The sequence below is a fragment of the Micromonospora sp. Utrum1 genome, from assembly GCF_057197805.1.
On record NZ_CM170071.1, the window covers coordinates 912,823 to 934,572 of the forward strand.

The following is a 21,750-nucleotide window of genomic DNA, read 5'->3' on the forward strand; positions in this document are numbered from 1 at the left end:
AGCCGCCGGGCAGCGACCGGCCCGTGATCGCAACCGGTTTTCCGCCCGCGCCGGGCCGTGCCGGTCAGATCCAGCGACCGTCCAGCCACATGCGGGCGGACCAGTCCGCGTAGGCCATCAGCCGGCCCACGAAGATCGGGTAGAAGTAGCCGAAGCAGAGGGCGACCAGCAGCACGTACGCACCCGCGATGATCCCGCCGACCAGGCGGCGGTCGGAGGCGGCCTCGGCGCTCGGTGGCGCCGAGCCGGCGGCCGGTGCGGGCGTGACGATCGCGCCCAGCACGTAGACCACCGCCAGCACCAGGAACGGCACCGCCGGCGCGGCGTAGAAGGAGAACATCGTCCGGCCTTCGAGGGCGAACCAGAACCAGGGCAGCAGGCCGGCGGCCACGCTGAGCAGGATCGCCCCGGCCCGCCAGTCCCGGCGGGCCAGACCGAGCCAGACCGTCGCCGCCAGCGCCGGCAGGAACGACCACCAGAGCAGCGGGGTGCCCAGCAGCAGGATCTCCGAGGCGCAGCTCGGCGCGCCGCAGTTGCCGTCGCCGGACCAGTAGAAGGCGACCGGCCGGCCGAGCAGCAGCCACTGCCACGGCCAGGACTGGTACTTGTGCGGGTCGTCGAGCTGGGTGTGGAAGCCGTACGCGGCCTTGTGGTATTCCCACAGGTTGATCAGCGGCCCGATGGCCGGGGTGTCGCTCAACCCCGGGGTGTTCGGGTAGCGGCTGGCCAGACGGTAGTAGCCGTCGTCGCTGAGCAGCCAGCCGGACCAGGTGACCACGTAGGTGACGACCATCAGCACGCCGGCCGCCAGCAGCCAGGGCAGCTCGTCGAGCAGGGCGTCCCGCCACGGGCGGCGGACCCCGGCCGAGCGCCGGACCCCGACCTCCCAGAGGAGCACCAGCAGCGCGAAGGCCGGAACGAAGTAGAGGCCGCTCCACTTCACCGCGCACGCACAGCCGAGCAGCACCCCGGCGGCCAGCCGCCACCACGGCCAGTCCCGCCAGGTCGACGGCGGCCGGCCCGCCCGCCCCGGCTGCGTCGGGTCGAGCCCCGCCGCCAGCGCCCGGGCCCAGCGCCGCCGCCGCGCGTCCCGGTCGAGCACCAGCGCGCCGAACGCGGCCAGCACGAACAGCAGCAGGAAGATGTCGAGCAGCGCGGTGCGGGAGAGCACGAAGTGGAAGCCGTCCAGGGCGAGCAGCAGACCGGCCGCGCAGCCCAGCGTGGTGGAGCGGAACATCCGCCGGCCGATCCGCACCAGCAGCAGCACCGACAGGGTGCCGGCGATCGCCGCGGCGAACCGCCAGCCGAACTCGGGGGCGGTGGTCATGAGGTGCCCCGGCACGGAGATCTTGGTCTCCGCGTCCTGGTAGCCGAAGGCCCACTCGCCGAGGCCGATGAGCCACTTGCCCAGCGGCGGGTGCACCACGTACGACGGACCGTTGTCCTTGTAGTTCCACTCGACGCCGCGGTCGATCAGCCCGTACGCGTCGCGGGCGTAGTAGATCTCGTCGAAGATCTTCCCGTTGGGGCCGCTCAGCCCGACGAAGCGCAGGATGGCCGCGATCGCCACGACGACCGCGGTGGCCAGCCAGGCCCGCCCCCGATCGAGGCGGGCGTCGACGGTGTCGAGCCGTCGCCGGACGATCGCTGGGATCCGCCCGGCGCCGCCGCTCGTCGCGGACTCGGCATCCCGGTCGGCGGGGGTCGGCTCGACGGCGGACCCGCCCGCGTTCGCGCTCTGTGCTGTCGACGCACTCGTCACCCGGCGATCGTAGGCTGCGAAGGTGCCCGGTGGCGCCCGTCGTCTCCGAGATTGGTACGGCCGTCGATGAAGGAGCGCACGTCGTGGGTGAAATGTCCGAGGTTGGCCGCCTGGTGCTGCTCGGCGCGCCGCTGGGCAACCCGGCCGACGCGTCCGCCCGGTTCCGCGAGGTGCTCGCCACCGCCGACGTGGTCGCCGCCGAGGACACCCGCCGGCTCACCCGGTTGGCCCGCGACCTGGCGGTCACCGTGCCCGGCCGGATCGTCTCCTACTTCGAGGGCAACGAGGAGCGGCGCACCCCGGAACTGGTGGACGTGCTCGCCGCCGGCTACACCGTCGCGCTGGTCACCGACGGCGGCATGCCCAGCGTCTCCGACCCCGGCTACCGGCTGGTCCGGGCCGCCCTCGACGCCGGGGTCCCGGTCACCGCGGCCCCCGGGCCCAGCGCGGTGACCACCGCGCTGGCGCTGTCCGGCCTGCCCTGCGACCGGTTCTGCTTCGAGGGCTTCCTGCCCCGCACGCCCGGCGCCCGCCGCTCCCGGCTGCGCGCGCTGGCCGGCGAGGAACGCACCCTGGTGCTCTTCGAGGCGCCGCACCGGATCGCCGCGGCGCTGGCCGACCTGGCCGAGGCGTTCGGCCCGGACCGGCCCGCCGCGGTCTGCCGCGAGCTGACCAAGACGTACGAGGAGGTGGTCCGCCGGCCGCTCGGCGAGTTGGCCGAGTGGGCGGCGGCGGGCGAGCCGCGCGGCGAGATCACCCTGGTCGTGGCCGGGGCGCCGCCGGCCGCGGGCGTCCGCCCCGACGACGACACGCTGCGCGCCGCGGTGGCCGCGCGGGAGGCGGCCGGGCTGTCCCGGCGCGACGCCATCACCGAGGTCGCCACCGAGTACGGGCTGCGCCGCCGCGAGGTCTACACGGTCGTGCACAGCTGACCGCGGCTACCAGGCCGAGGCCAGGAACCCGGCGGTGATCAGCAGCGGGCCGGCCAGCGCCACGCCCACCGCCCAGCGGCGGTGCCGGGGGTCCGGCAGCCGGGTCGCGCCGGTAAAGCGGGCGATGCCGGCGGCGCAGCCCGCCACCAGCAGCAGCCCGAGCAGCCAGCGCAGGTGCCGGCCGGCGCCGGCGTCCGCGTAGGCGGTGCGACCGGTCGGCCCGGTCATCCGGGCGGGCAGCGCCGAGCCGGTGGCGCTGCGCTCGGCCGGCACCCCGCTGACCCGGACCCCGTGGACCAGGAAGCGCTCGCCGTCGGCCAGGAAGATCCCCCGACAGCGCTGGGTCAGCCCGCCGCCGGTGCAGTCGGTGATCACCGCCGTGCCGCTCGTGGAATGCCCCACGGCCAGCCACAACGGCCCGGCGCTCACCCAGGCGAAGAACGCCGCCAGCAGGCTCAACGACAGCAGCACGGACAGGCCGGTGACCGGGTCCGGGGGGTGGACCGGGCGGGCCCGGTCGCGCCGGGACGCCGATCGGCGACCCGGCCAGCTGGCCACCCGGCGGGGCGGCTCCTCCCGCAGCGGGGTGCCGTCCCAGTGCACCTCCTCGATCGGCGCCCAGGCGGCGCCCTCCGCCGGGGCGGACCGCCGGTGCCAGCGCGGCTGCCGGACCGGCACCCGGCGCGGGACGGCGTCCACCGGCGCCCCGGTGGTCGGTTCCACCTCGACCGGCGGGTCCGCCGGGTCCAGCCGGGGCTGGGGAGCGACCGACGCCCGCGCCGGGATCCGCCGCGTGGGCTCCTCGGCCGCCGGCGCGGAGGAGGGTCCGCCCTGCCCGGGCGCCGCTGGTCTGCTGGTCACGCCGTACATTTCACCCCGGCAGGACGGGCTTGCCGGGCAGCTCAGGCCGCGTGTCGGCGACAAATCGGGCGCACGGCCGGGGCCGGTTCGTGGGACCCGCCCTATTGGTTCGCGGGTGACCGACGGCAATCACTAGGCTTGGCGCTCATGAGTCACGTTCTCGCCGCGGTCGCCTGGCCCTACGCCAACGGCCCGCGCCACATCGGCCACGTATCCGGATTCGGCGTTCCCTCCGACGTCTTCGCCCGGTACATGCGGATGGCCGGTCACGACGTGCTCATGGTCTCCGGCACCGACGAGCACGGCACCCCGATCCAGGTGCAGGCCGACGCCGAGGGGGTCACCCCGCGCGAGCTGGCCGACCGGTACAACCGGGTGATCGCCGAGGACCTGCGGGCGCTGGGCCTGTCGTACGACCTGTTCACCCGGACCACCACCCGCAACCACTACGCGGTGGTGCAGGAACTGTTCGAGGGGTTGTACCGCAACGGCTACATCGTCCCCAAGATCACCACCGGGGCGATCTCCCCGTCCACCGGCCGCACCCTGCCCGACCGCTACATCGAGGGCACCTGCCCGATCTGCGGCTACGACAGCGCCCGCGGCGACCAGTGCGACAACTGCGGCAACCAGCTCGACCCGATCGACCTGATCAACCCCAAGTCGAAGATCAACGGCGAGACGCCGGAGTTCGTGGAGACCGAGCACTTCTTCCTCGACCTACCCGCCCTGGCCGACGCGCTGCGGCAGTGGCTGGACAGCCGGGAGGGCTGGCGCCCCAACGTGCTCCGGTTCTCGCGCAACCTGCTCGACGACCTCCAGCCCCGGGCCATCACCCGGGACCTGGAGTGGGGCGTGCCGATCCCGCTCGACGGCTGGCGCGACCGCCCCGACAAGCGGATCTACGTCTGGTTCGACGCGGTCATCGGCTACCTGTCCGCCTCCATCGAGTGGGCCCGCCGCACCGGCGACCCGGACGCCTGGCGCAAGTGGTGGTCCGCCGACGGCGAGGGCAAGGACGCCCGCGGCTACTACTTCATGGGCAAGGACAACATCGTCTTCCACTCGGTGATCTGGCCGGCGCTGCTCGGCGGCTACTCCGGCGAGGGCTCCCGCGACGGCGAGCCGGGCCGGCTCGGCCGGCTCAACCTCCCCACCGAGGTGGTCTCCAGCGAGTACCTGACCATGGAGGGGCGCAAGTTCTCCTCCTCCCGCAAGGTCGTCATCTACGTGCGGGACTTCCTGGAGCGGTACGACGCCGACGCGCTGCGCTACTTCATCGCGGTGGCCGGCCCGGAGAGCAACGACACCGACTTCACCTGGGCCGAGTTCCTCCGCCGCAACAACGACGAGCTGGTCGCCGGCTGGGGCAACCTGGTCAACCGGTCCATCTCGATGGCGGCGAAGAACTTCGGCGCGATCCCGCCGGTCGACCCGGCCGGGCTCACCGAGGCCGACCGGGCCCTGCTGCACACCGCGAAGGCGGGCTTCGCCACCGTCGGCGACCTGATCGCCCGGCACCGCCAGAAGCAGGCCATCGGCGAGGCCATGAAGGTCGTCGCCGAGGCCAACAAGTACCTGTCCGACCAGGCGCCCTGGAAGCTCAAGGGCGAGGACGACAAGCCCCGGATGGGCACCATCCTGCACGTCGCCCTCCAGGTGGTCAGCGACGCCAACACGCTGCTCACCCCGTTCCTGCCGCACGCCGCGCAGAAGATCCACGAGCTGCTCGGCGGCACCGGGGTGCACGCGCCGATGCCGGTGATCGAGGAGGTCGAGGACCTCGACGGCGGTCCGGCGTACCCGGTGCTGACCGGCGACTACACGGTCGGGGCGCGCTGGGAGTCCGTACCCCTGGAGGCGGGCCGGCCGCTCGCGGCGCCGAAGCCGGTGTTCCGCAAGCTCGACCCGTCCATCGTCGACGAGGAGCTGGCCCGGCTGGCCGGCTGAGCCGACCTACGCGCGACGCGGCCCCGGGGATGTCGTCCCCGGGGCCGCCGCCGTCGGCGGTCAGGCGCGGGCCATCTTCGGCGCGCCGATGAACTCCATGATCGCCTGGTTGACCTCGGTGGGGTGCGTCCACGGCGTGCCGTGCGGCGCTCCCTTCAGCGTGATCAGCCGGCAGTCGGACAGCATGTTCTGCAACCGCTGGCCCGTCGCCGGGAACGGCAGCACGTTGTCCTTGTCGCCCTGGATGATCAGCACCGGCACGGTGATGTTCGGCAGGTCGCCCCGGAAGTCCGTCAGCCACGCGTCGACGCTGTCGTGGGTCGCCTTCGCCGACGCGTGCGCGCCGATCTGCCAGTGCGCCCGGTACGCCTCCTCGCTCACCCACTTGCCCTTGTTCTCGCTGTAGTTGAAGAACGCGTCGCAGAACTGGGTCAGGTAGGCGAACCGGTCCTGGATGATCGCCGCCTGGAACCCGTCGAACAGGCTCTTGTCGACCCCTTCCGGATTGTCGGCCGTCTTCAGCAGGAACGGCGCCAACGGGGCCATCAGCACCGCCCGGTCCACCCGGTCCGACCCGTACGCGCCGAGATAGCGGGTCACCTCGCCGGTGCCCATCGAGTGCCCGATCAGGATCGCGTTGCGCAGGTCCAGCTCCGTCATCAGCACGTCGAGGTCGGCCGCGAAGGTGTTGTAGTCGTAGCCGAACGCCGGCTGGGCGGAGTTGCCGAATCCCCGCCGGTCGTAGGTGATCACCCGGTAGCCGGCCGCCAGCAGCGGGTTGGCCATCTTCTCCCAGGTCGCCCCGTTGAACGGGAAGCCGTGGATCAGGACGATCGGCTGGCCGGAGCCGTGATCCTCGTAGTAGAGGTCGATGGGTGCGGAATTCTCCGTACCGACGGTGACGAAAGGCATGTCGGGTCTCTCCTCGCCTGCGTGTGGACGCCCGCGCTTTCCCGATCCGGCCCCGGTTATGCGGTCCGGTACGGCAGGTCCACCACCCGGTCGTCGGTCAGCTCGGCGCCCGGCGCCCAGGTCTCGTAGACGCCCCGCTCGTGGCACTGCGCCCCGGTCGTGGCCACCGCGTCCGAATCCGGCCGGCACAGCCGCAGCCGCAGCCAGCCCGCCTCCTCCCGGAGCACCAGGCAGGGCACCCCGCGCCAGGCGGCGTAGCGCAGCCGGCGGGCCGCCGACTCCACCGGGTAGCGGGCCGCGCGGGTCATCGCCAGCAGCCGGAACCCGCCGGGCGGCTCGGCCACCGCCTCGTACTCGGCGCCGCCGTAGCCGCCGACGAGCTGGGTGGAGCGGGGCGCGTCGCCGGTCGGCACGTACTCCTGGTCGGGGGAGAGGCCGGGCACCGCGGCGAGCAGGTGGCGCCACTGCGGGCCGACCATGCGCAGCCAGCCCCGCTGTTCCGCCTGGTAGGTGTAGAGCACCACCTCCACCCCCTCCGCCGGGTAGGCGAGCAGGGTGGCGTTCGCCGGCATCGGCAGGTCGGCGAAGTCGCGGGTGACGAACTCCGGGATCAGCTGGGTGTTGCTCGGCACGAAACCGGTGCCCAGCACCGGCGGCCCGAGCCGGTCCCGCGGCGGCAGCGCGGTCAGCCCCCGGTGCGCCGGGCCGACCGGAACGTCGTAGTCGGCCGGGTCGGTGGCGCGCCAGCGCAGCGCGTACGCCACGTCGCCGCCCTCGGAGTCGCCGCGCAGCACCGCCATCCCCGCCGGGGTACGCAGGTGCGCCACGTCGTGCTCCCGGTGGCAGAAGCCGTGCGGCAGCCGGCCCCGCACGTAGCCGGCGAGCTGGCGGGCGGAGAGCACCTTCACCATCCGGGTGCCCGGCCGGATCAGCGCCGAACCGCGCACCGCCGCGAGGGTCGGGTCCCCGGCCGCCCCCGGCTGCTGGCTGAGCTGGTGCAGGTACGCCCAGCCGTGCTCCCGGTGCAGCGGCATCAGCAGCGGCGGGTCCAGGTCCTCGTTCGGCTCGGCCGCCCCGTGCACCGCGCTCACCTCGGTGACGTGCACGAACCTCCGCCACGGGTGGGCCACCCCGGGCCGCGGCGTCCACTCGAAGCCGGGCGCCTCCTCGGCGCTGAACAGCTCGTACGCCGCGCCCCGGGCGATCTCCTCCGCCGGGTGGACGCGGCCGTCGTACGTCACGCGCAGCCCGGTCCGCCCGGGGGCGGCTCCGCTGGCCTGGGGAGTGACGGTCACGCCCCGGACCGTAGGCGCGGCAGATGTTGCGCGAGTGAACAGTCGATGGCGGTCCGGAAACACCGGCCGGTGGGGGTGTGTGATGCTGGCCGCGATGAGCGAGCAGACCGAAACCCGCAAGCAGCGTGCCGCCCGCCGGGCCGGTGAGTTCCCGCCCGCCCCGGAGGCGCTGGCGGTGCCCGTGCTGGACAGCCACACCCACCTGGACATCACCGTCAGCGAGGCCGGGGTGCCGGGCGGGCCCGCCGACGACCCGGTGGCGGCGGCCGTTGCGGTGGCCGCCGGCGTCGGCGTGGACCGGCTGGTGCAGGTCGGCGTCGACGTCGACTCGTCCCGGTGGGGCGCCGACGTCGCCGAGCGCTACGGCGCCGTGCTGGCCACCGTGGCGCTGCACCCCAACGAGGCCCCCCGCCTGGCCGACCTGGACGAGGCGCTGCGCGAGATCGAGGCGCTCGCCGGCCGGAACCGGGTCCGCGGCATCGGCGAGACCGGGATGGACTTCTTCCGCACCGGCGACGAGGGGCGGGCCGCGCAGGAGGAGAGCTTCCGGGCGCACATCGCCATCGCCAAGCGGCACGGCAAGGCGCTGGTCATCCACGACCGGGACGCGCACGCCGACGTGCTGCGCGTCCTCGACGACGAGGGCGCCCCGGACACCGTGGTGCTGCACTGCTTCTCCGGCGACGCCGACTTCGCCCGCGAGTGCGTCCGCCGCGGCTACCTGCTCAGCTTCGCCGGCACGGTCACCTTCGGCAGCGCGACGGCGCTCCGGGAGGCCGCCGCGGTCACCCCGCCCGAGCAGATGCTGGTGGAGACCGACGCGCCGTACCTAACTCCGATGCCGCACCGGGGGCGGCCCAACGCCTCGTACCTGATCCCGCTGACCGTGCGGTTCCTGGCCGAGACCACCGGAGCCGACCTCGACGAGCTCTGCGCGGCGATCTCCGCGACCGGCGAACGCGCCTTCGGGCCGTGGTGAAAGGATGCCCGGCGTGACCGGTCTCCTCGGCCCGGCGGAGATCCGGGAGCTCGCCGCGCGGCTCGGCGTGACGCCGACCAAGAAGCTCGGCCAGAACTTCGTGCACGACCCGAACACGGTGCGCCGGATCGTCACCACCGCCGGGCTCGCCCCGGACGACGTGGCGCTGGAGGTCGGCCCCGGGCTCGGCTCGCTCACCCTGGCCCTGCTCCCGGTGGCCGCGCACGTGCACGCCGTGGAGCTCGACCCGGCCCTGGCCGCCGCCCTGCCGGAGACCGCCACGCGGTTCGCCGGCCCGGACGCCGCCCGGCTCACCGTGCACCCCGCCGACGCGCTGCGGATCACCGCCGCCGAGCTGGCCGACCCGGCGCCGACCGCGCTGGTGGCGAACCTGCCCTACAACGTGGCCGTGCCCGTGGTGCTGCACCTGCTCGCCGAGCTGCCCACCCTGCGCCACGGCCTGGTGATGGTGCAGAAGGAGGTCGCCGACCGGCTGGTCGCCGGTCCCGGCTCCAAGGTGTACGGCATCCCGTCGGTCAAGCTCGCCTGGTACGCCCGGTCCCGGGCCGCCGGCAAGGTCCCGCCGAACGTGTTCTGGCCGGTGCCGAACGTCGACTCCGGCCTGGTCGCCTTCACCCGGCGCGAGCCACCCCGCGCCGACGTACCCCGGGAAGCCGTCTTCGCGGTCGTCGACGCGGCGTTCGCGCAGCGCCGCAAGACGCTGCGCGCCGCCCTCGCGGGCTGGGCCGGCGGCGCGGACCGGGCCGCCGCAGCGCTCACCGCCGCCGGCGTGGACCCCGGCGCGCGCGGCGAGGCACTCACCGTGGAGCAGTTCGCCGCCATCGCCGCGTCGGCCCCGGCCGCCCCCGCCGCCGCCCAGTAGGCTGGCGCCGTTGCCGACCCTGCCGAGGAGCTGACCGTGCAGAAGCCGTTCGACATCCGCCTGCGCCCGCGGGACATCGTCCCGTGACCGAGGCGTGGCGACCGGACGACGAGGACGGGCAGCGGCGCGGGGCCAGCGGCCCGGTGAAGGTGCGGGTGCCGGCCAAGGTCAACCTGCACCTCGGGGTGGGGCCGCTGCGCCGGGACGGCTACCACGAGCTGAACACCGTCTACCATGCGATCTCCATCTACGACGAGCTGACCGCCCGCCGGGGCGACACGCTGACCCTCACCATGGAGGGCGAGGGCGCCGGCGAGCTGGCCCTGGACGACTCCAACCTGGTGATCCGGGCCGCCCACGCCCTCGCCGGCTACGCGGGCGTCCTGCCGCACGCCCGGCTGCACCTGCGCAAGCAGATCCCGCTCGCCGGCGGGCTGGCCGGCGGCAGCGCCGACGCGGCCGCCGCGCTAGGGGCCTGCGACGCGCTCTGGGGCACCGGGCTGTCCCGCGACGAGCTGGCCGGGATCGCCGCCGACCTCGGCTCCGACGTGCCGTTCCTGATCCACGGCGGCACCGCGCTCGGCACCGGGCGGGGCGAGGCGGTCAGCCCGGTGCTGGCCCGCCCCACCTCCTGGCACTGGGTGGTGGCTATCGCCGACGGCGGCCTCTCCACCCCGGCCGCCTACCGGGAGCTGGACCGGCTCCGTGACGCCGGCACCGCGGGGGAACCGCTGGGCAGCACCGACGGGCTGCTGGGCGCGCTGCGCCAGCGCGACCCGCGGGTGCTCGCCGCAGCGCTCGGCAACGACCTCCAGGACGCCGCGCTGACCATGCGCCCGTCGCTGGCCGAGACGCTCAAGGCCGGGGAGGCGGCCGGGGCGCTCGCCGGCCTCGTCTCCGGCTCCGGCCCGACCTGCGTCTTCCTCGCCACCGACGAGGCGCACGCCGGGCGGATCGCCGCCGACCTGGAGGCCGCCGGCGTCTGCCGGGAGGCCCGGGTCGCGCACGGCCCGGTCGCCGGCGCCCGCATCGTCTGAGCCCGGCCGGCCCGCAGACATGTCGATCATGCTGGGCGGGTGGCGGGCCGGGCGGGCCGCGTACCCTTGACGGCGGGCGTCCCGGGCACCGGGGCGCCTTGATCATGAAAGGTGGGTAAGTGGCCAACATCGTCAACCTGGACCGGGTGTCCAAGGGGTACGGCGCCGCCGGGCAGCTGCTCACCGACGTCTCGCTCGGCCTCGACGACACCGACCGGGTCGGTGTGGTCGGCCTCAACGGCGCCGGCAAGTCCACCCTGCTCCGCCTGCTCACCAAGCAGGAGGAGCCCGACGACGGCCGGGTCACCCACCGCCGCGACCTGCGGGTCTCCTCGCTGCCGCAGACCCTGGACCTCGCCCCCGAGGCCACCGTCCGGGACGTGGTGCTCGGCACCGCCTGGCTCCGCGAGAGCATGGGCGCCGAGCACGAGTGGGCCGGCGACGCCGGCGTCCGCGCCATCCTCGACGGCCTCGGCATGCCCCACCTCGGCCTCGACGCGCCGGTCGGCACGATGTCCGGCGGCGAACGCCGCCGCGTCGCGCTCGCCGCGCTGCTCGTCCGCGAAGCCGACCTGCTCATCCTCGACGAGCCCACCAACCACCTCGACGTCGGCGGCGTCGACTGGCTGGCCCGGCACCTCGTCACCCGCAAGGGCGCGCTCGTCGTGGTCACCCACGACCGCTGGTTCCTCGACGCCGTCTGCACCACCACCTGGGAGGTCGCCGACCAGACCGTCCGGGCCTACGAGGGTGGCTTCGCCGCCTGGACCCTGGCCCGGGTCGAGCGGCAGCGGGTCGCCGCCGCCACCGAGGCCCGCCGGCAGAACCTGCTCCGCAAGGAGATCGCCTGGCTGCGCCGGGGCGCCCCGGCCCGTACCTCCAAGCCGAAGTTCCGGATCGACGCCGCCAACGCGCTCATCGCCGACGTGCCGGAGCCGCGCGACACCACGTCGCTGCAACGGCTCGCCACCGCCCGGCTCGGCAAGCAGGTGTACGACCTCGACCAGGTCACCCTGCACGCCGGCCCGAAGGAGATCCTGCACGACGTCACCTGGCAGGTCGGCCCCGGCGACCGGGTCGCCATCCTGGGCCGCAACGGCGCCGGCAAGACCACCCTGCTGCGGATGCTCGCCGGGGTGACCCGCCCCGACGGCGGGCGCTTCGCCGCCGGGCAGACCGTCCGCCCCGCCTTCCTCTCCCAGGAACTCGCCGAACTCCCCGGCCACCTGCGCGTCCTCGAAGCCGTCGAGGAGGTGGCCCGGCGGGTGCAGTTCGGCGACCGGGAGATCAGCGCCGCCCAGCTCGCCGAGATCTTCGGCTTCGACGACCGGCGGCTCTGGACCCCGGTCAGCGACCTCTCCGGCGGCGAGCGCCGCCGGCTCCAGATGCTGCGACTGCTCGCCGGCGAGCCCAACGTGCTCCTCCTCGACGAGCCCACCAACGACCTGGACACCGACACCCTCGCCGCACTGGAGGACCTGCTCGACTCCTGGCCCGGCACGATCGTGGTGGCCAGCCACGACCGCTACCTGATCGAGCGGGTCACCGACGTCGCGTACGGGATGTTCGGCGACGGCCGGCTGATGCACCTGCCCGGCGGAGTCGACGAATACCTGGCCCGCGCCGCCGCGCGAGGCGGCCCGGCGCCCGCCGACCTCACCCCGGCCACGGCCGCCCCGGCCCGCGAGGGCCTGTCCGCCGCCGAGGTACGCACCGCGAAGAAGGAACTCAGCCGGCTGGAGCGGCAGATCGCCAAGCTCGAGCAGAAGGAGGCGACGCTGCACGAGCAGCTCGCCGCGAACGCCACCGACTACGCCAAGGTCGCCGAGCTGGACGGCCAGCTCAAGGAGGTCCGGGCCGAGCGGGACCGCACCGAGGAGGCCTGGCTGGCCCTCGCCGAGGAGCTGCCGGCCGGCTGACCTCGCCCGGGGTGGGGGGTGTGCGGCGTCACTGACGGGCGTACGGGACAATCGCAGGCGACCCCTCTTCCGTTCGGTCTTGGAGACGCACAGATGGCGCACACCCCCGTCAACCACCCCGCGCGGCCTGTCTACCGGGCGATCGGCGGGCTCGTTGGTCTGTACTTCGTCGTCTTCGGCGTGCTCGGCCTCATCGCCAGCGCCGGCAACGACGTCCTCGCCCAGGACGACACCAAGATCCTCGGCCAGGGCACCAACCTCGGCTTCTCGATGCTCGCCATCCTGCTCGGCGCCGTGATCCTGGTCGGCACCGTGATCGGCCGCAACCTCGACGTGGCGATCAACCAGTGGCTGGCCTACATCCTGATGGCCCTCGGCCTGGCGGAGCTGGCGTTCCTCCAGACCGACGCCAACATCTTCAACTTCTCGATCATGACCGACATCGTGGTGCTCACCCTCTCGCTGGTGCTCCTGATGGTCGGCATGTACGGCAAGGTCGGCAGCGACGAGGAGCACGAGGCCTGGCAGAAGGCCCGGCTGGTGCTCTGACCCGCAGTCATCCTCGAAGGCCCGGCGCCCGCCGGGCCTTCGGCGTTTTCCGGGGACGGGAGCGGGCGGCTCGGGGGACAATTGCGCCAAACCAGTCAGCTGACCGGAGGCTCCCATGGCGCACTTCCCGGTGAACCACCCCGCACGGCCGCTCTACCGGGTGCTGTCCGGCCTCATCGGCCTCTACATCCTGGTCTTCGGCGTCTACGGGGTCTTCGAGACCTGGGGCGACGGGCTGTTCAGCCGGGAAGACACCACGGCTCTCGGCCTCCGCACCAACCTGGCGTTCGCCCTGGTCTCCGTGATCTTCGGCGCCTTCCTCATCATCGGCGCGTCCCGCCGCGGCAACCTCGGCCACTACATGAACCTGACCGCCGGGGCGGTCTTCCTGGTCACCGGCATCCTCATGATGGCCGTGCTGCAGACCTCGGCGAACTTCCTCAACTTCTCGATGTCCACCGTGCTGATCTCGCTGGTCTTCGGTCTGGTCCTGCTCGCCACCGGCCTCTACGACAAGGTCGGCACGGACGAGCACGCCGCCGAGGAACGGCGCCGCCGCAAGCACCCCGTCGCCGAGGCCAACCGGTGAGACTCAGCCCCGCTTGCGGACGGTGATCAGACCCGGCTTCGCCTCCAGGTGCGACAGGCCGTTCCAGGCCAGGTTCACCAGGTGCGCCGCCACCGTCTCCTTCCGCGGCCTGCGCACCTCCAACCACCAGCGCCCGGTCAACGCCACCATGCCCACCAACGCCTGCGAGTAGAGCTCCGCCAGCTTCGGGTCGTAGCCCCGGCTGGAGAACTCCGCGCCCAGGATGTGCTCCACCTGGTGCGCCACGTCGTTCATCACGCTGCTGAAGTTGCCCGTCGCCGACATCAGCGGCGACTCCCGGACCAGCACCCGGAACCCGCTGGTCTCCTCCTCGATGTACGTCAGCAGGGTCAACGCCGCCTGCTCCAGCAACTCCCGCGGATGCCCCGCCGTCAACGCCGTGGTGATCCGGTCCAGCAGCGAGCGGACCTCCCGGTCCACCACCACCGCGTAGAGCCCCTCCTTGCCGCCGAAGTGCTCGTAGACCACCGGCTTGGAGACCTTCGCCCGGGCCGCCACCTCCTCGATCGAGGTGGCGTCGAAGCCGCGCTCGGCGAAGATCTGCCGGGCGATCGAGATCAACTGCTCGCGTCGTTGGGTCGCGGACATCCGTACCCGGGAAGGCTTCGCCGCCGGGACGGCCCGCCGATGGGCGGGGCTGGCGTCGCTGCCGGGAACGTCGGTCACCCGGCCCATCCTGCCAAACCCGACCCCCGCCCATCGACCGGTTACTGCGCCGGCCGGCCGCGCACCCGCCCCGGGTCCACCAGCTTCGCCGTGATCCGCTCCGGTTTCGGCCACCGCACCGACCAGGCCGCGCCCGCCTTCTCCAGCAGCCAGATCACCCGCGCCGACGGATCGACCTGCCCGCGCAGCACCCCGTGCCGCGCGCTGGTCGGCTCGGCGTGGTGCAGGTTGTGCCAGCTCTCCCCGAACGACAGCAACGCCAACGGCCAGAAGTTCGACGCCCGGTCGCCCTGCCGCACCGCGAACGGGCGCTCGCCGTAGACGTGGCAGACCGAGTTGATCGACCAGGTGACGTGGTGCAGCAGTGCGATCCGGACCAGCCCGCCCCAGAAGAACGCGGTCAGCGCGCCCTGCCACGACCCCGTCAGCAGCCCGCCCATCGCCGCCGGCCCGAGCACCGAGACCACCACCAGCAGCGGGAAGAGCCGGTCGACGCGGCGGGTGATCGGATCGGCCAGCAGGTCCGGGGCGAACCGCTTCCGGTTCGACAACTCCCGGTTGAACAGCCAGCCGACGTGCGCGTGGAACAGCCCCTTGGTCAGCCCGCCGATGCTCTCCCCGAACCGCCACGGCGAGTGCGGGTCGCCCTCCTGGTCCGAGAAGGCGTGGTGCCGCCGGTGATCGGCCACCCACTGGATGATCTCGCCCTGCACGGCGAACGAACCCGCCACCGCCAGGGCGGCCCGCAACCAGGGTTTCGCCTTGAACGAGCCGTGGGTGAAGTAGCGGTGGTAGCCGACGGTGATACCCAGGCCGGACAGCACGTACCAGAACGCGGCTACGAGCAGGTCTGTCCAGCCCAGCCAGCCGCCCCAGGCCACCGGCACGGCGGCCAACAGGGCGAGGAACGGAATGACGACGAAGGCCCACAGGGCGATCAGGATGCCCGGGGACTGGTGGCCCTGGGTCAGCGGCTTCGGCCCGCTGTCCGGGCCGGTAAGGGTGGTCGACATGGCACCTCCCAGTGGTACGGGCTACGCCTACGTCACCGTAACCAGGAGCGGGCTAAATCGCAGCGGACACGTCGCTTCGTCGATGGCCGACCTGTCGTACACCCGTCCTAACCTGCCCCTGTGACCGACCCGCTCGCCGCCGAGGCGCGCCGCCTGCGCGTCGAGGAACAGCTCTCCGTCCAGCAGATCCGGGCCCGCCTGGGCATCGGCCGAGACCGGGCGTACGCGCTGCTGCGCGGCATCCCACCACCCGAGTGGACCCGGCGGCCCCGGGCCCGCGACGGGGCGCGCGCCGAGGCTGAGCGGCTGAGGGCGGCCGGGCGGTCGGTCAACGAGATCGCAGAGCAGCTCGGCGTCGCGAAGTCGACCGCTTACCAGTGGGTGCGGCACCTGCCGTTGAACCCGGACGAGGCGACGGCCCAGCGGCGGCGAGCGCATTCGAAGGCGATGACGGACGCCCGGTGGGGTGCCTACCGGGAGGCGCGGGACGCGGCCCAGGCGGCCGAACACGAACGGGCCGCCGGTGCGGTCGGCGCGCTCGACGAACGCGACCTTCTGTTGCTGGGCGCGGCGATCTACTGGTGCGAGGGTGCGAAGTCGAAGCCGTGGCGCCGGCCGGTGACGGTCCAGTTCGTCAACAGCGACCCGGGCCTGCTGGCGCTGTTCCTCCGCTTCCTCGAGGTGTGCGGCATCGGCCCGACGGTGCCGACCTATCGGGTGAGCATCCACGAGTCGGCCGACGCGGAGGCCGCGGTCCAATGGTGGGCGGAACGGCTCCGGCTGCCCCCGGACCGGTTCCGGCGGTCGGTGCTCAAGCGGCACAACCCGACCACGGTGCGCCGGAACACCGGCGACGACTACCACGGCTGTCTGGTGATCACGGTGCCCCGCAGCCGTGCGCTCTACTGGCGGATCGAGGGTATGATCGCCGAGCTGTTCCGGATCGCGGACGATACGCGGACCCGAAATGACGGGCCGTAGGTCTTGACACGGCAATGGGGTGTGGGGTAATGGCAACCCGCAGGCCTTTGGAGCCTTGAGCTCCTGGTTCGAATCCAGGCACCCCAGCTCGCCCGTCCGATCGCGCGTGATGACGGCATTTGTGTGGGCGGATGCGAATTGCAGCCGGTCGCGTGGTTAGCATGGCCGCGAGACTGTCGCCGTCCCGACGGGAGCCACGTCGTGCCCCAGCCCCACCTCCGCACCGTTGTCGTGCTCGCCGCCGGTGAGGGCAAGCGGATGAAGTCGGCCCTGCCCAAGGTGCTGCACCCGCTGCTCGGTCGTACCCTGCTCGGTCACGTGCTGGCCGCGGCCGCGCCGCTCGGCGCGGACCGCACGGTGGTCGTGGTCGGCCACGGCGCCGACCAGGTGGGCGCGCACCTCGCCGAGATCGCCCCGGCGGCCGCCCCGGTGCTCCAGGAGCGGCAGCTCGGCACTGGGCACGCGGTCCGGATCGCGCTGGACGCGGTTCCGGAGGCCGCCGGCACCGTCGTGGTGATCAACGGGGACGTGCCGCTGCTGCGGCCGGAGACGGTGGCGGCGCTGGTCGAGGCGCACGAGGGCGCGGGCGCGGCGGCGACCGTGCTGGCCGCCGAGGTGCCCGACCCGACGGGCCTGGGCCGGATCGTGCGGGACGCCGAGGGGCGGCTGGCGCAGATCGTTGAGGAGCGTGACGCCACCTCCGAGCAGCGCGCGCTGCGGGAGATCAACGCGGGCATCTACGCGTTCGACGTGGCCCGGCTGCGCGACGCGCTGGGCAAGCTCTCGACGAACAACGACCAGGGCGAGGAGTACCTGACCGACGTCTTCGGTCTGCTCCGGGACGCGGGGGAGCCGGTGGCGGTGCACTGCGCCGCCGACCACGTGGAGACGCTGGGGTGCAACGACCGGGTCGAGCTGGCCGCGCTGCGCCGGCTGCTGCGGGACCGGGTGAACGAGGGCTGGATGCGCACCGGGGTGAGCATCCTGGACCCGCACACTACCTGGATCGACGTGACGGTGACGGTCGAGCGGGACGCGGTGATCGACCAGAACACCCAGCTCCAGGGCGCGACGGTGGTTGGCGCGGGCGCGCTGGTCGGCCCGGACACCACGCTGGTGGACACCACGGTCGGCGCGGGCGCCAGCGTGGTTCGCAGTCACGCGGTGGGTGCCGAGGTGGGCCCGGAGGCCAGCGTGGGGCCGTACGCGTACCTGCGGCCGGAGTCGCGGCTGGGCCGCAAGGCGAAGGTCGGCACGTTCGTGGAGACGAAGAAGGCCGCGATCGGCGAGGGCTCGAAGGTGCCGCACCTGTCGTACGTGGGGGACGCGACGATCGGCGAGCACAGCAACATCGGCGCGGCGACGGTGTTCGTCAACTACGACGGGGTGAAGAAGCACCACACCACGATCGGCAGTCACGCGCGTACCGGGGCGGACAACATGTTCGTGGCGCCGGTGCGGGTGGGCGACGGGGCGTACACCGCGGCCGGCTCGGTGATCGTCGCGGATGTGCCGCCGGGCGCCATGGCGGTGGCCCGGGGTCAGCAGCGCAACGTCGAGGGCTGGGTGCTGCGCAAGCGGTCCGGCACGGCGGCCGCGGAGGCGGCGCAGCGAGCCCGCGAGGGTGCGTCGGACCCGGCGGGCGCCGCAAGCGAAGGTGACTGAATCCACGAGGGGCCGGAGACGGTGGGGGGACCGGTGAACGCGGGGGATACTGCAACCGAATAGTCCCCGGCTCACCGCCGCCGGGAACCACCGACATACGGGAGCAGACGGGCCCATGGGCAGCATCGTCGCCGAAAACCGCAAGAGCCTGATGCTCTTCTCCGGACGGGGTTTTCCGGAGCTGGCCAAGGAGATCGGTGAGGTGCTCGGCGTCGCGCCGACGCCCTCCGACTCGTACGACTTCGCCAACGGTGAGATCTTCGTACGCTTCAAGGACTCGGTACGCGGTTCGGACGCCTTCGTGGTGCAGTCCGTGACGCACGGGGTCAACACCTGGGTCATGGAGACCCTGATCATGGTCGACGCGCTGAAGCGCGGTTCGGCCAAGCGGATCACCGTGGTCCTGCCGTTCTACCCCTACTCCCGCCAGGACAAGAAGCACCGCGGCCGGGAGCCGATCTCGGCCCGGCTGGTGGCCGACCTGCTGAAGACCGCGGGCGCGAACCGGATCCTGACCGTGGACCTGCACACCGCGCAGATCCAGGGCTTCTTCGACGGCCCGGTGGACCACCTGTTCGCCATGGACGTGCTGGCCGAGTACGTGGAGCGCCGGTACGCGGGCCGGCCGATGACGGTGGTGGCGCCGGACTCGGGCCGGGTGCGGGTGGCCGAGCGGTGGACGGACCGGCTGGGTGGCTGCCCGCTGGCCTTCATCCACAAGACGCGGGATCCGCTGAAGCCGAACCAGGTGGTGGCGAACCGGGTGGTCGGCGAGGTCGAGGACCGGGTCTGCCTGATCGTCGACGACATGATCGACACCGGTGGCACGATCACCAAGGCGGCCGACATCCTGAAGGAGTCGGGTGCGGCGGAGATTGTGGTGGCCTCCACTCACGCGCTGCTGTCCGACCCGGCGACCGAGCGGCTGAAGAACAGCCCGATCAGCGAGGTCGTGGTGACCAACACGCTGCCGTTGCCGCCGGAGAAGCAGCTCGACAAGCTCACCGTGCTGTCGATCGCCCCGCTGCTGGCCCGGGCGATCCGGGAGGTCTTCGACGACGGCTCGGTGACCACCCTCTTCGGTGGCCTGAGCTGAGTTCCGCCGCCCGCCGGCGGCGGCCGTCAGAGACGGTTGCCGCCGGTGGGAAAGTCGGCCCCGAGGTGTGGCCGGCGGTGATATGGGGACTGCCGGTTGGCTTCGAAATCGCTCGGGTAGACTGGTGCGGTTGCCACGGCGAGGGTGCCCGGCGGGCTGCTGAAAAGCACCGCACGGAGGCGCCGTCATCGACGCGGTGCTCCGGGCGGTCGTTCATGACCTTGAGCCCCAGCGAGCCCCTCGCCCAGCACCGCCAGACGACAAGCCGCCGCAGCGAAGCATCAGGAGTTTCCCCGTGTCCGAGGTAAAGATCAGCGCCGAGCCCCGTACCGAGTTCGGCAAGGGTGGTGCCCGTCGTACCCGCCGGGCCGGCAAGGTGCCCGCCGTGCTGTACGGCCACGGCGAGAAGCCCAAGCACATCGCGCTTCCGGCGCGTGAGTTCGCCGCAGCGATCCGTAAGGGCGGTGCGAACCAGCTCTTCGCGATCGAGGTCAGCGACGGCACCCAGGTGCTGGCGCTGCCGAAGGCGATCCAGCGTGACCCGATCAAGGACACCTTCGAGCACGTGGACCTGCTGCTGGTCCGCCGGGGCGAGAAGGTCACCGTCGAGGTCCCGATCCAGCTGACCGGTGAGGCCGCGAAGGACACCCTGATCGTGCACGACCACGACACCCTCTCGGTGACCGCCGACGCCACCAAGGTGCCGGACCACCTGGAGGCGTCGATCGAGGGCGCCGAGGCCGGCACCCAGATCACCGCCGCCGACGTGACGCTGCCGGCCGGCGTCGAGCTGGCCGCGGACGGCGAGATGCCGGTCGCCTCGGTGACCGCCGCCCCGACCGCCGAGCAGCTCGAGGCCACCCTCCCCGAGGTCGAGGTTGCCGAGGAGGAGGCCGAGGCCGAGGTCGGCGAGGAGACCGCCGAGGCTCCGGAGGGCGCTCCGGCCGAGGGCGAGCCGGCTGCCGAGGAGCCGAAGACCGAGGCCTGATCGGCCCGCAGGCTGTGCGACAGGCGTCCCCGGTTCCCGGGGGCGCCTGTCGGCGTATGGGGGACGGGTCGTGGGGCAGAGCGGAAGGGACGTGGCGTGACGGACGAGGCGGGGCCGTGGCTGGTGGTCGGCCTGGGCAACCCCGGTCGGGAGTACGCGGGCAACCGGCACAACGTCGGCTTCATGGTGGCCGAGCTGCTGGCCGGTCGGGTGGGCGGTAGGTTCGGCCGGCACAAGCGGGCGGTGGCCGAGGTGGCCGAGGGCCGGCTGGGTTTCGGCGGGCCGAAGCTGGTGCTGGTGAAGCCGCTGACCTACATGAACCTCTCCGGCGGCCCGGTGGTCGCGCTGGCCCAGTTCCACAAGATTCCGCCGGCGCGGGTGATCGCGGTGCACGACGAGCTGGACATTCCGTACGGCCAGCTGCGGGTGAAGTGCGGCGGCGGCGAGGGCGGCCACAACGGGCTGCGGTCGATGTCGAAGTCCCTGGGCACCAAGGACTACGTGCGGGTGCGGTTCGGCATCGGCCGGCCGCCGGGGCGGCAGGACCCGGCGGACTACGTGCTGTCGGACTTCTCCGCCGCCGAGCGCAAGGAGCTGGAGTTCCTGGTGGACCGGGCGGCGGACGTGGTGGAGTCGGTGGTGGTCAAGGGCGTGGAGCCGACGCAGAACCTCTACCACGGGGCCTGAGGCGCCGGGCGGGGCATGCCGGTCCGGGCAGGTCCGGGCCGGTAGTCTGCGCCTTTCCGAGGGTGCGAAGGCGGGCGACGGGAGCGGGAACACCATGGGCAGTCCTCCGATGATCGACGGCGCGTTCGCCCGGTGGCTGGCGGCGCGGGCCGGGCAGGCGCTGATGGGCCTGCGCGCGGAGCTGGGCTTCGCCGACGCGGGGGCGCTGAAATCGGCCGGGGACAAGGTCTCGCACGACCTGATCCGTACCGAGCTGGCGAAGTGGCGGCCGGCGGACGTGGTGCTGTCGGAGGAGGACGAGGGTTCCCGTCTGGCCTGGACGGCCGAGGTGAGCAGCGACGCGGTGTCCCGGCTGAACGCGGACCGGGTGTGGATCGTCGACCCGCTGGACGGCACCCGCGAGTTCGCCGAGGAGGGCCGCTCGGACTGGGCGGTGCACGTGGCGCTCTGGGCGCGCAGCGCGCCGACGCCGCACGGTCTGGTCGCGGGCGCGGTGGGCCTGCCGGCGCAGCACCGGGTGCTGGGCACGGACTACCCGCCGGCGTACCCGCCGATGACCCTCGAGGCCGCCACGGCGGGCGGCGCCAGGACCATCCGGTTGGCGGCCAGTCGTAGCCGTCCGCCGGTTTTCCTGACCGATCTGGCAGAGGACGTCGGCGCGCATCTGGTTCCGATGGGCTCGGCCGGCGCGAAGATCGCCGCTGTGGTCACCGGCGAGGTCGACGCGTACATCCATGCGGGCGGTCAGTACGAGTGGGATTCGGCCGCTCCGGTCGCTGTGGCGACGGCCACCGGACTGCACGCTTCCCGGATCGACGGATCTGCGCTGAAATACAACGAGGCCGACCCACGCCTGCCCGATCTGCTGGTCTGCCGCAAGGATCTCGCCAGCCGGTTGCTTGCAGCGCTGCAGAGGCATTCCGGGTAGCCTGAGCGTTCTTCTTCACGAGTCCGACCGGAAAGGT

The 21,750-nt window shown here is 73.0% G+C and carries 19 protein-coding genes, 1 tRNA gene and 1 pseudogene; 15 read left to right on the forward strand and 6 right to left on the reverse strand.

Annotated features, from left to right (window positions below):
- Positions 1–64 precede the first annotated feature (64 nt).
- Positions 65–1,762, reverse strand: coding sequence for a dolichyl-phosphate-mannose--protein mannosyltransferase (locus tag AC0OLQ_RS04650; RefSeq protein ID WP_484530321.1), 1,698 nt, complete (start codon positions 1,760–1,762; stop codon positions 65–67).
- A gap of 92 nt (positions 1,763–1,854) precedes the next feature.
- Between AC0OLQ_RS04650 and rsmI the strand changes: the two genes are divergently transcribed.
- Complete coding sequence (gene rsmI / locus AC0OLQ_RS04655) at positions 1,855–2,694, forward strand: 16S rRNA (cytidine(1402)-2'-O)-methyltransferase (RefSeq protein ID WP_484532270.1); 840 nt, start codon at positions 1,855–1,857, stop codon at positions 2,692–2,694.
- A gap of 6 nt (positions 2,695–2,700) precedes the next feature.
- On the opposite strand, the gene AC0OLQ_RS04660 is transcribed toward rsmI, so the two are convergent.
- Positions 2,701–3,555: a hypothetical protein gene (locus tag AC0OLQ_RS04660; RefSeq protein WP_484530322.1), complete on the reverse strand. Its 855-nt coding sequence runs from the start codon at positions 3,553–3,555 to the stop codon at positions 2,701–2,703.
- Positions 3,556–3,702: 147 nt separating this feature from the next.
- On the opposite strand from AC0OLQ_RS04660, the gene metG reads away from it, so the two are divergent.
- Positions 3,703–5,505 carry a methionine--tRNA ligase gene (gene metG, locus AC0OLQ_RS04665; protein ID WP_484530323.1) on the forward strand — a complete coding sequence of 601 codons (1,803 nt, stop codon included), beginning with the start codon at positions 3,703–3,705 and terminating at the stop codon, positions 5,503–5,505.
- A gap of 60 nt (positions 5,506–5,565) precedes the next feature.
- Here metG and AC0OLQ_RS04670 read toward each other — a convergent pair whose 3' ends face one another.
- Positions 5,566–6,417, reverse strand: a complete 852-nt coding sequence (locus AC0OLQ_RS04670; protein WP_484530324.1) for an alpha/beta fold hydrolase — start codon at positions 6,415–6,417, stop codon at positions 5,566–5,568.
- A gap of 56 nt (positions 6,418–6,473) precedes the next feature.
- Positions 6,474–7,712, reverse strand: a complete 1,239-nt coding sequence (locus AC0OLQ_RS04675) for a hypothetical protein (protein ID WP_484530325.1) — start codon at positions 7,710–7,712, stop codon at positions 6,474–6,476.
- Between the two features lie 82 nt (positions 7,713–7,794).
- Here AC0OLQ_RS04675 and AC0OLQ_RS04680 point away from each other — a divergent pair, with 82 nt between their 5' ends.
- From AC0OLQ_RS04680 to AC0OLQ_RS04705, 6 genes are all read left to right on the forward strand, one after another.
- Positions 7,795–8,691: a TatD family hydrolase gene (locus tag AC0OLQ_RS04680; protein WP_484530326.1), complete on the forward strand. Its 897-nt coding sequence runs from the start codon at positions 7,795–7,797 to the stop codon at positions 8,689–8,691.
- A gap of 13 nt (positions 8,692–8,704) precedes the next feature.
- Positions 8,705–9,574, forward strand: coding sequence for a 16S rRNA (adenine(1518)-N(6)/adenine(1519)-N(6))-dimethyltransferase RsmA (rsmA, locus tag AC0OLQ_RS04685; protein ID WP_484530327.1), 870 nt, complete (start codon positions 8,705–8,707; stop codon positions 9,572–9,574).
- A gap of 83 nt (positions 9,575–9,657) precedes the next feature.
- Positions 9,658–10,611: a 4-(cytidine 5'-diphospho)-2-C-methyl-D-erythritol kinase gene (locus tag AC0OLQ_RS04690; protein WP_484530328.1), complete on the forward strand. Its 954-nt coding sequence runs from the start codon at positions 9,658–9,660 to the stop codon at positions 10,609–10,611.
- Between the two features lie 119 nt (positions 10,612–10,730).
- Entirely contained in the window at positions 10,731–12,530 is a 1,800-nt protein-coding gene (locus tag AC0OLQ_RS04695; RefSeq protein ID WP_484530329.1) for an ABC-F family ATP-binding cassette domain-containing protein, read from the forward strand.
- Positions 12,531–12,623: 93 nt separating this feature from the next.
- Complete coding sequence (locus AC0OLQ_RS04700; RefSeq protein ID WP_357334911.1) at positions 12,624–13,079, forward strand: DUF4383 domain-containing protein; 456 nt, start codon at positions 12,624–12,626, stop codon at positions 13,077–13,079.
- A 115-nt stretch (positions 13,080–13,194) separates the two neighbouring features.
- Positions 13,195–13,668 (forward strand): DUF4383 domain-containing protein, encoded by a 474-nt coding sequence (locus tag AC0OLQ_RS04705; RefSeq protein WP_484530330.1) that lies wholly within the window; start codon positions 13,195–13,197, stop codon positions 13,666–13,668.
- Between the two features lie 3 nt (positions 13,669–13,671).
- On the opposite strand, the gene AC0OLQ_RS04710 is transcribed toward AC0OLQ_RS04705, so the two are convergent.
- On the reverse strand, positions 13,672–14,355 hold the full coding sequence (locus tag AC0OLQ_RS04710; protein WP_484530331.1) for a TetR family transcriptional regulator: 684 nt from the start codon (positions 14,353–14,355) through the stop codon (positions 13,672–13,674).
- 41 nt (positions 14,356–14,396) lie between these two features.
- Complete coding sequence (locus AC0OLQ_RS04715) at positions 14,397–15,368, reverse strand: acyl-CoA desaturase (RefSeq protein WP_484530332.1); 972 nt, start codon at positions 15,366–15,368, stop codon at positions 14,397–14,399.
- Between the two features lie 120 nt (positions 15,369–15,488).
- Between AC0OLQ_RS04715 and AC0OLQ_RS04720 the strand changes: the two genes are divergently transcribed.
- From AC0OLQ_RS04720 to AC0OLQ_RS04750, 7 genes and pseudogenes are all read left to right on the forward strand, one after another.
- The gene (locus tag AC0OLQ_RS04720; RefSeq protein WP_484530333.1) at positions 15,489–16,349 is read left to right on the forward strand and encodes a helix-turn-helix domain-containing protein; all 861 of its coding nucleotides are present in this window, start codon (positions 15,489–15,491) and stop codon (positions 16,347–16,349) included.
- 15 nt (positions 16,350–16,364) lie between these two features.
- Positions 16,365–16,436 (forward strand) — tRNA-Gln (locus AC0OLQ_RS04725).
- Positions 16,437–16,550: 114 nt separating this feature from the next.
- Positions 16,551–18,077: pseudogene (glmU, locus tag AC0OLQ_RS04730) on the forward strand (bifunctional UDP-N-acetylglucosamine diphosphorylase/glucosamine-1-phosphate N-acetyltransferase GlmU).
- Between the two features lie 52 nt (positions 18,078–18,129).
- Positions 18,130–19,110 (forward strand): ribose-phosphate diphosphokinase, encoded by a 981-nt coding sequence (locus AC0OLQ_RS04735; protein ID WP_357334922.1) that lies wholly within the window; start codon positions 18,130–18,132, stop codon positions 19,108–19,110.
- A 295-nt stretch (positions 19,111–19,405) separates the two neighbouring features.
- Positions 19,406–20,098, forward strand: a complete 693-nt coding sequence (locus tag AC0OLQ_RS04740) for a 50S ribosomal protein L25/general stress protein Ctc (RefSeq protein ID WP_357334925.1) — start codon at positions 19,406–19,408, stop codon at positions 20,096–20,098.
- A gap of 96 nt (positions 20,099–20,194) precedes the next feature.
- Positions 20,195–20,785 carry an aminoacyl-tRNA hydrolase gene (gene pth / locus AC0OLQ_RS04745; protein WP_484530334.1) on the forward strand — a complete coding sequence of 197 codons (591 nt, stop codon included), beginning with the start codon at positions 20,195–20,197 and terminating at the stop codon, positions 20,783–20,785.
- A 94-nt stretch (positions 20,786–20,879) separates the two neighbouring features.
- A complete protein-coding gene (locus AC0OLQ_RS04750) occupies positions 20,880–21,713 on the forward strand; it encodes an inositol monophosphatase family protein (protein WP_484530335.1) in 834 nt (277 codons plus the stop codon).
- The last annotated feature ends 37 nt before the right edge of the window (positions 21,714–21,750 follow it).

Excerpts from the sequence above, each read along its gene's own strand:
- rsmI (WP_484532270.1), top strand. The coding sequence starts at position 1,855 with ATGTCCGAGGTTGGCCGCCTGGTGCTGCTCGGCGCGCCGCTGGGCAAC.
- metG (WP_484530323.1), top strand. The coding sequence starts at position 3,703 with ATGAGTCACGTTCTCGCCGCGGTCGCCTGGCCCTACGCCAACGGCCCG.
- AC0OLQ_RS04670 (WP_484530324.1), bottom strand. The coding sequence starts at position 6,417 with ATGCCTTTCGTCACCGTCGGTACGGAGAATTCCGCACCCATCGACCTC.
- AC0OLQ_RS04680 (WP_484530326.1), top strand. The coding sequence starts at position 7,795 with ATGCTGGCCGCGATGAGCGAGCAGACCGAAACCCGCAAGCAGCGTGCC.
- AC0OLQ_RS04700 (WP_357334911.1), top strand. The coding sequence starts at position 12,624 with ATGGCGCACACCCCCGTCAACCACCCCGCGCGGCCTGTCTACCGGGCG.
- AC0OLQ_RS04705 (WP_484530330.1), top strand. The coding sequence starts at position 13,195 with ATGGCGCACTTCCCGGTGAACCACCCCGCACGGCCGCTCTACCGGGTG.
- AC0OLQ_RS04715 (WP_484530332.1), bottom strand. The coding sequence starts at position 15,368 with ATGTCGACCACCCTTACCGGCCCGGACAGCGGGCCGAAGCCGCTGACC.
- AC0OLQ_RS04735 (WP_357334922.1), top strand. The coding sequence starts at position 18,130 with ATGGGCAGCATCGTCGCCGAAAACCGCAAGAGCCTGATGCTCTTCTCC.
- AC0OLQ_RS04750 (WP_484530335.1), top strand. The coding sequence starts at position 20,880 with ATGGGCAGTCCTCCGATGATCGACGGCGCGTTCGCCCGGTGGCTGGCG.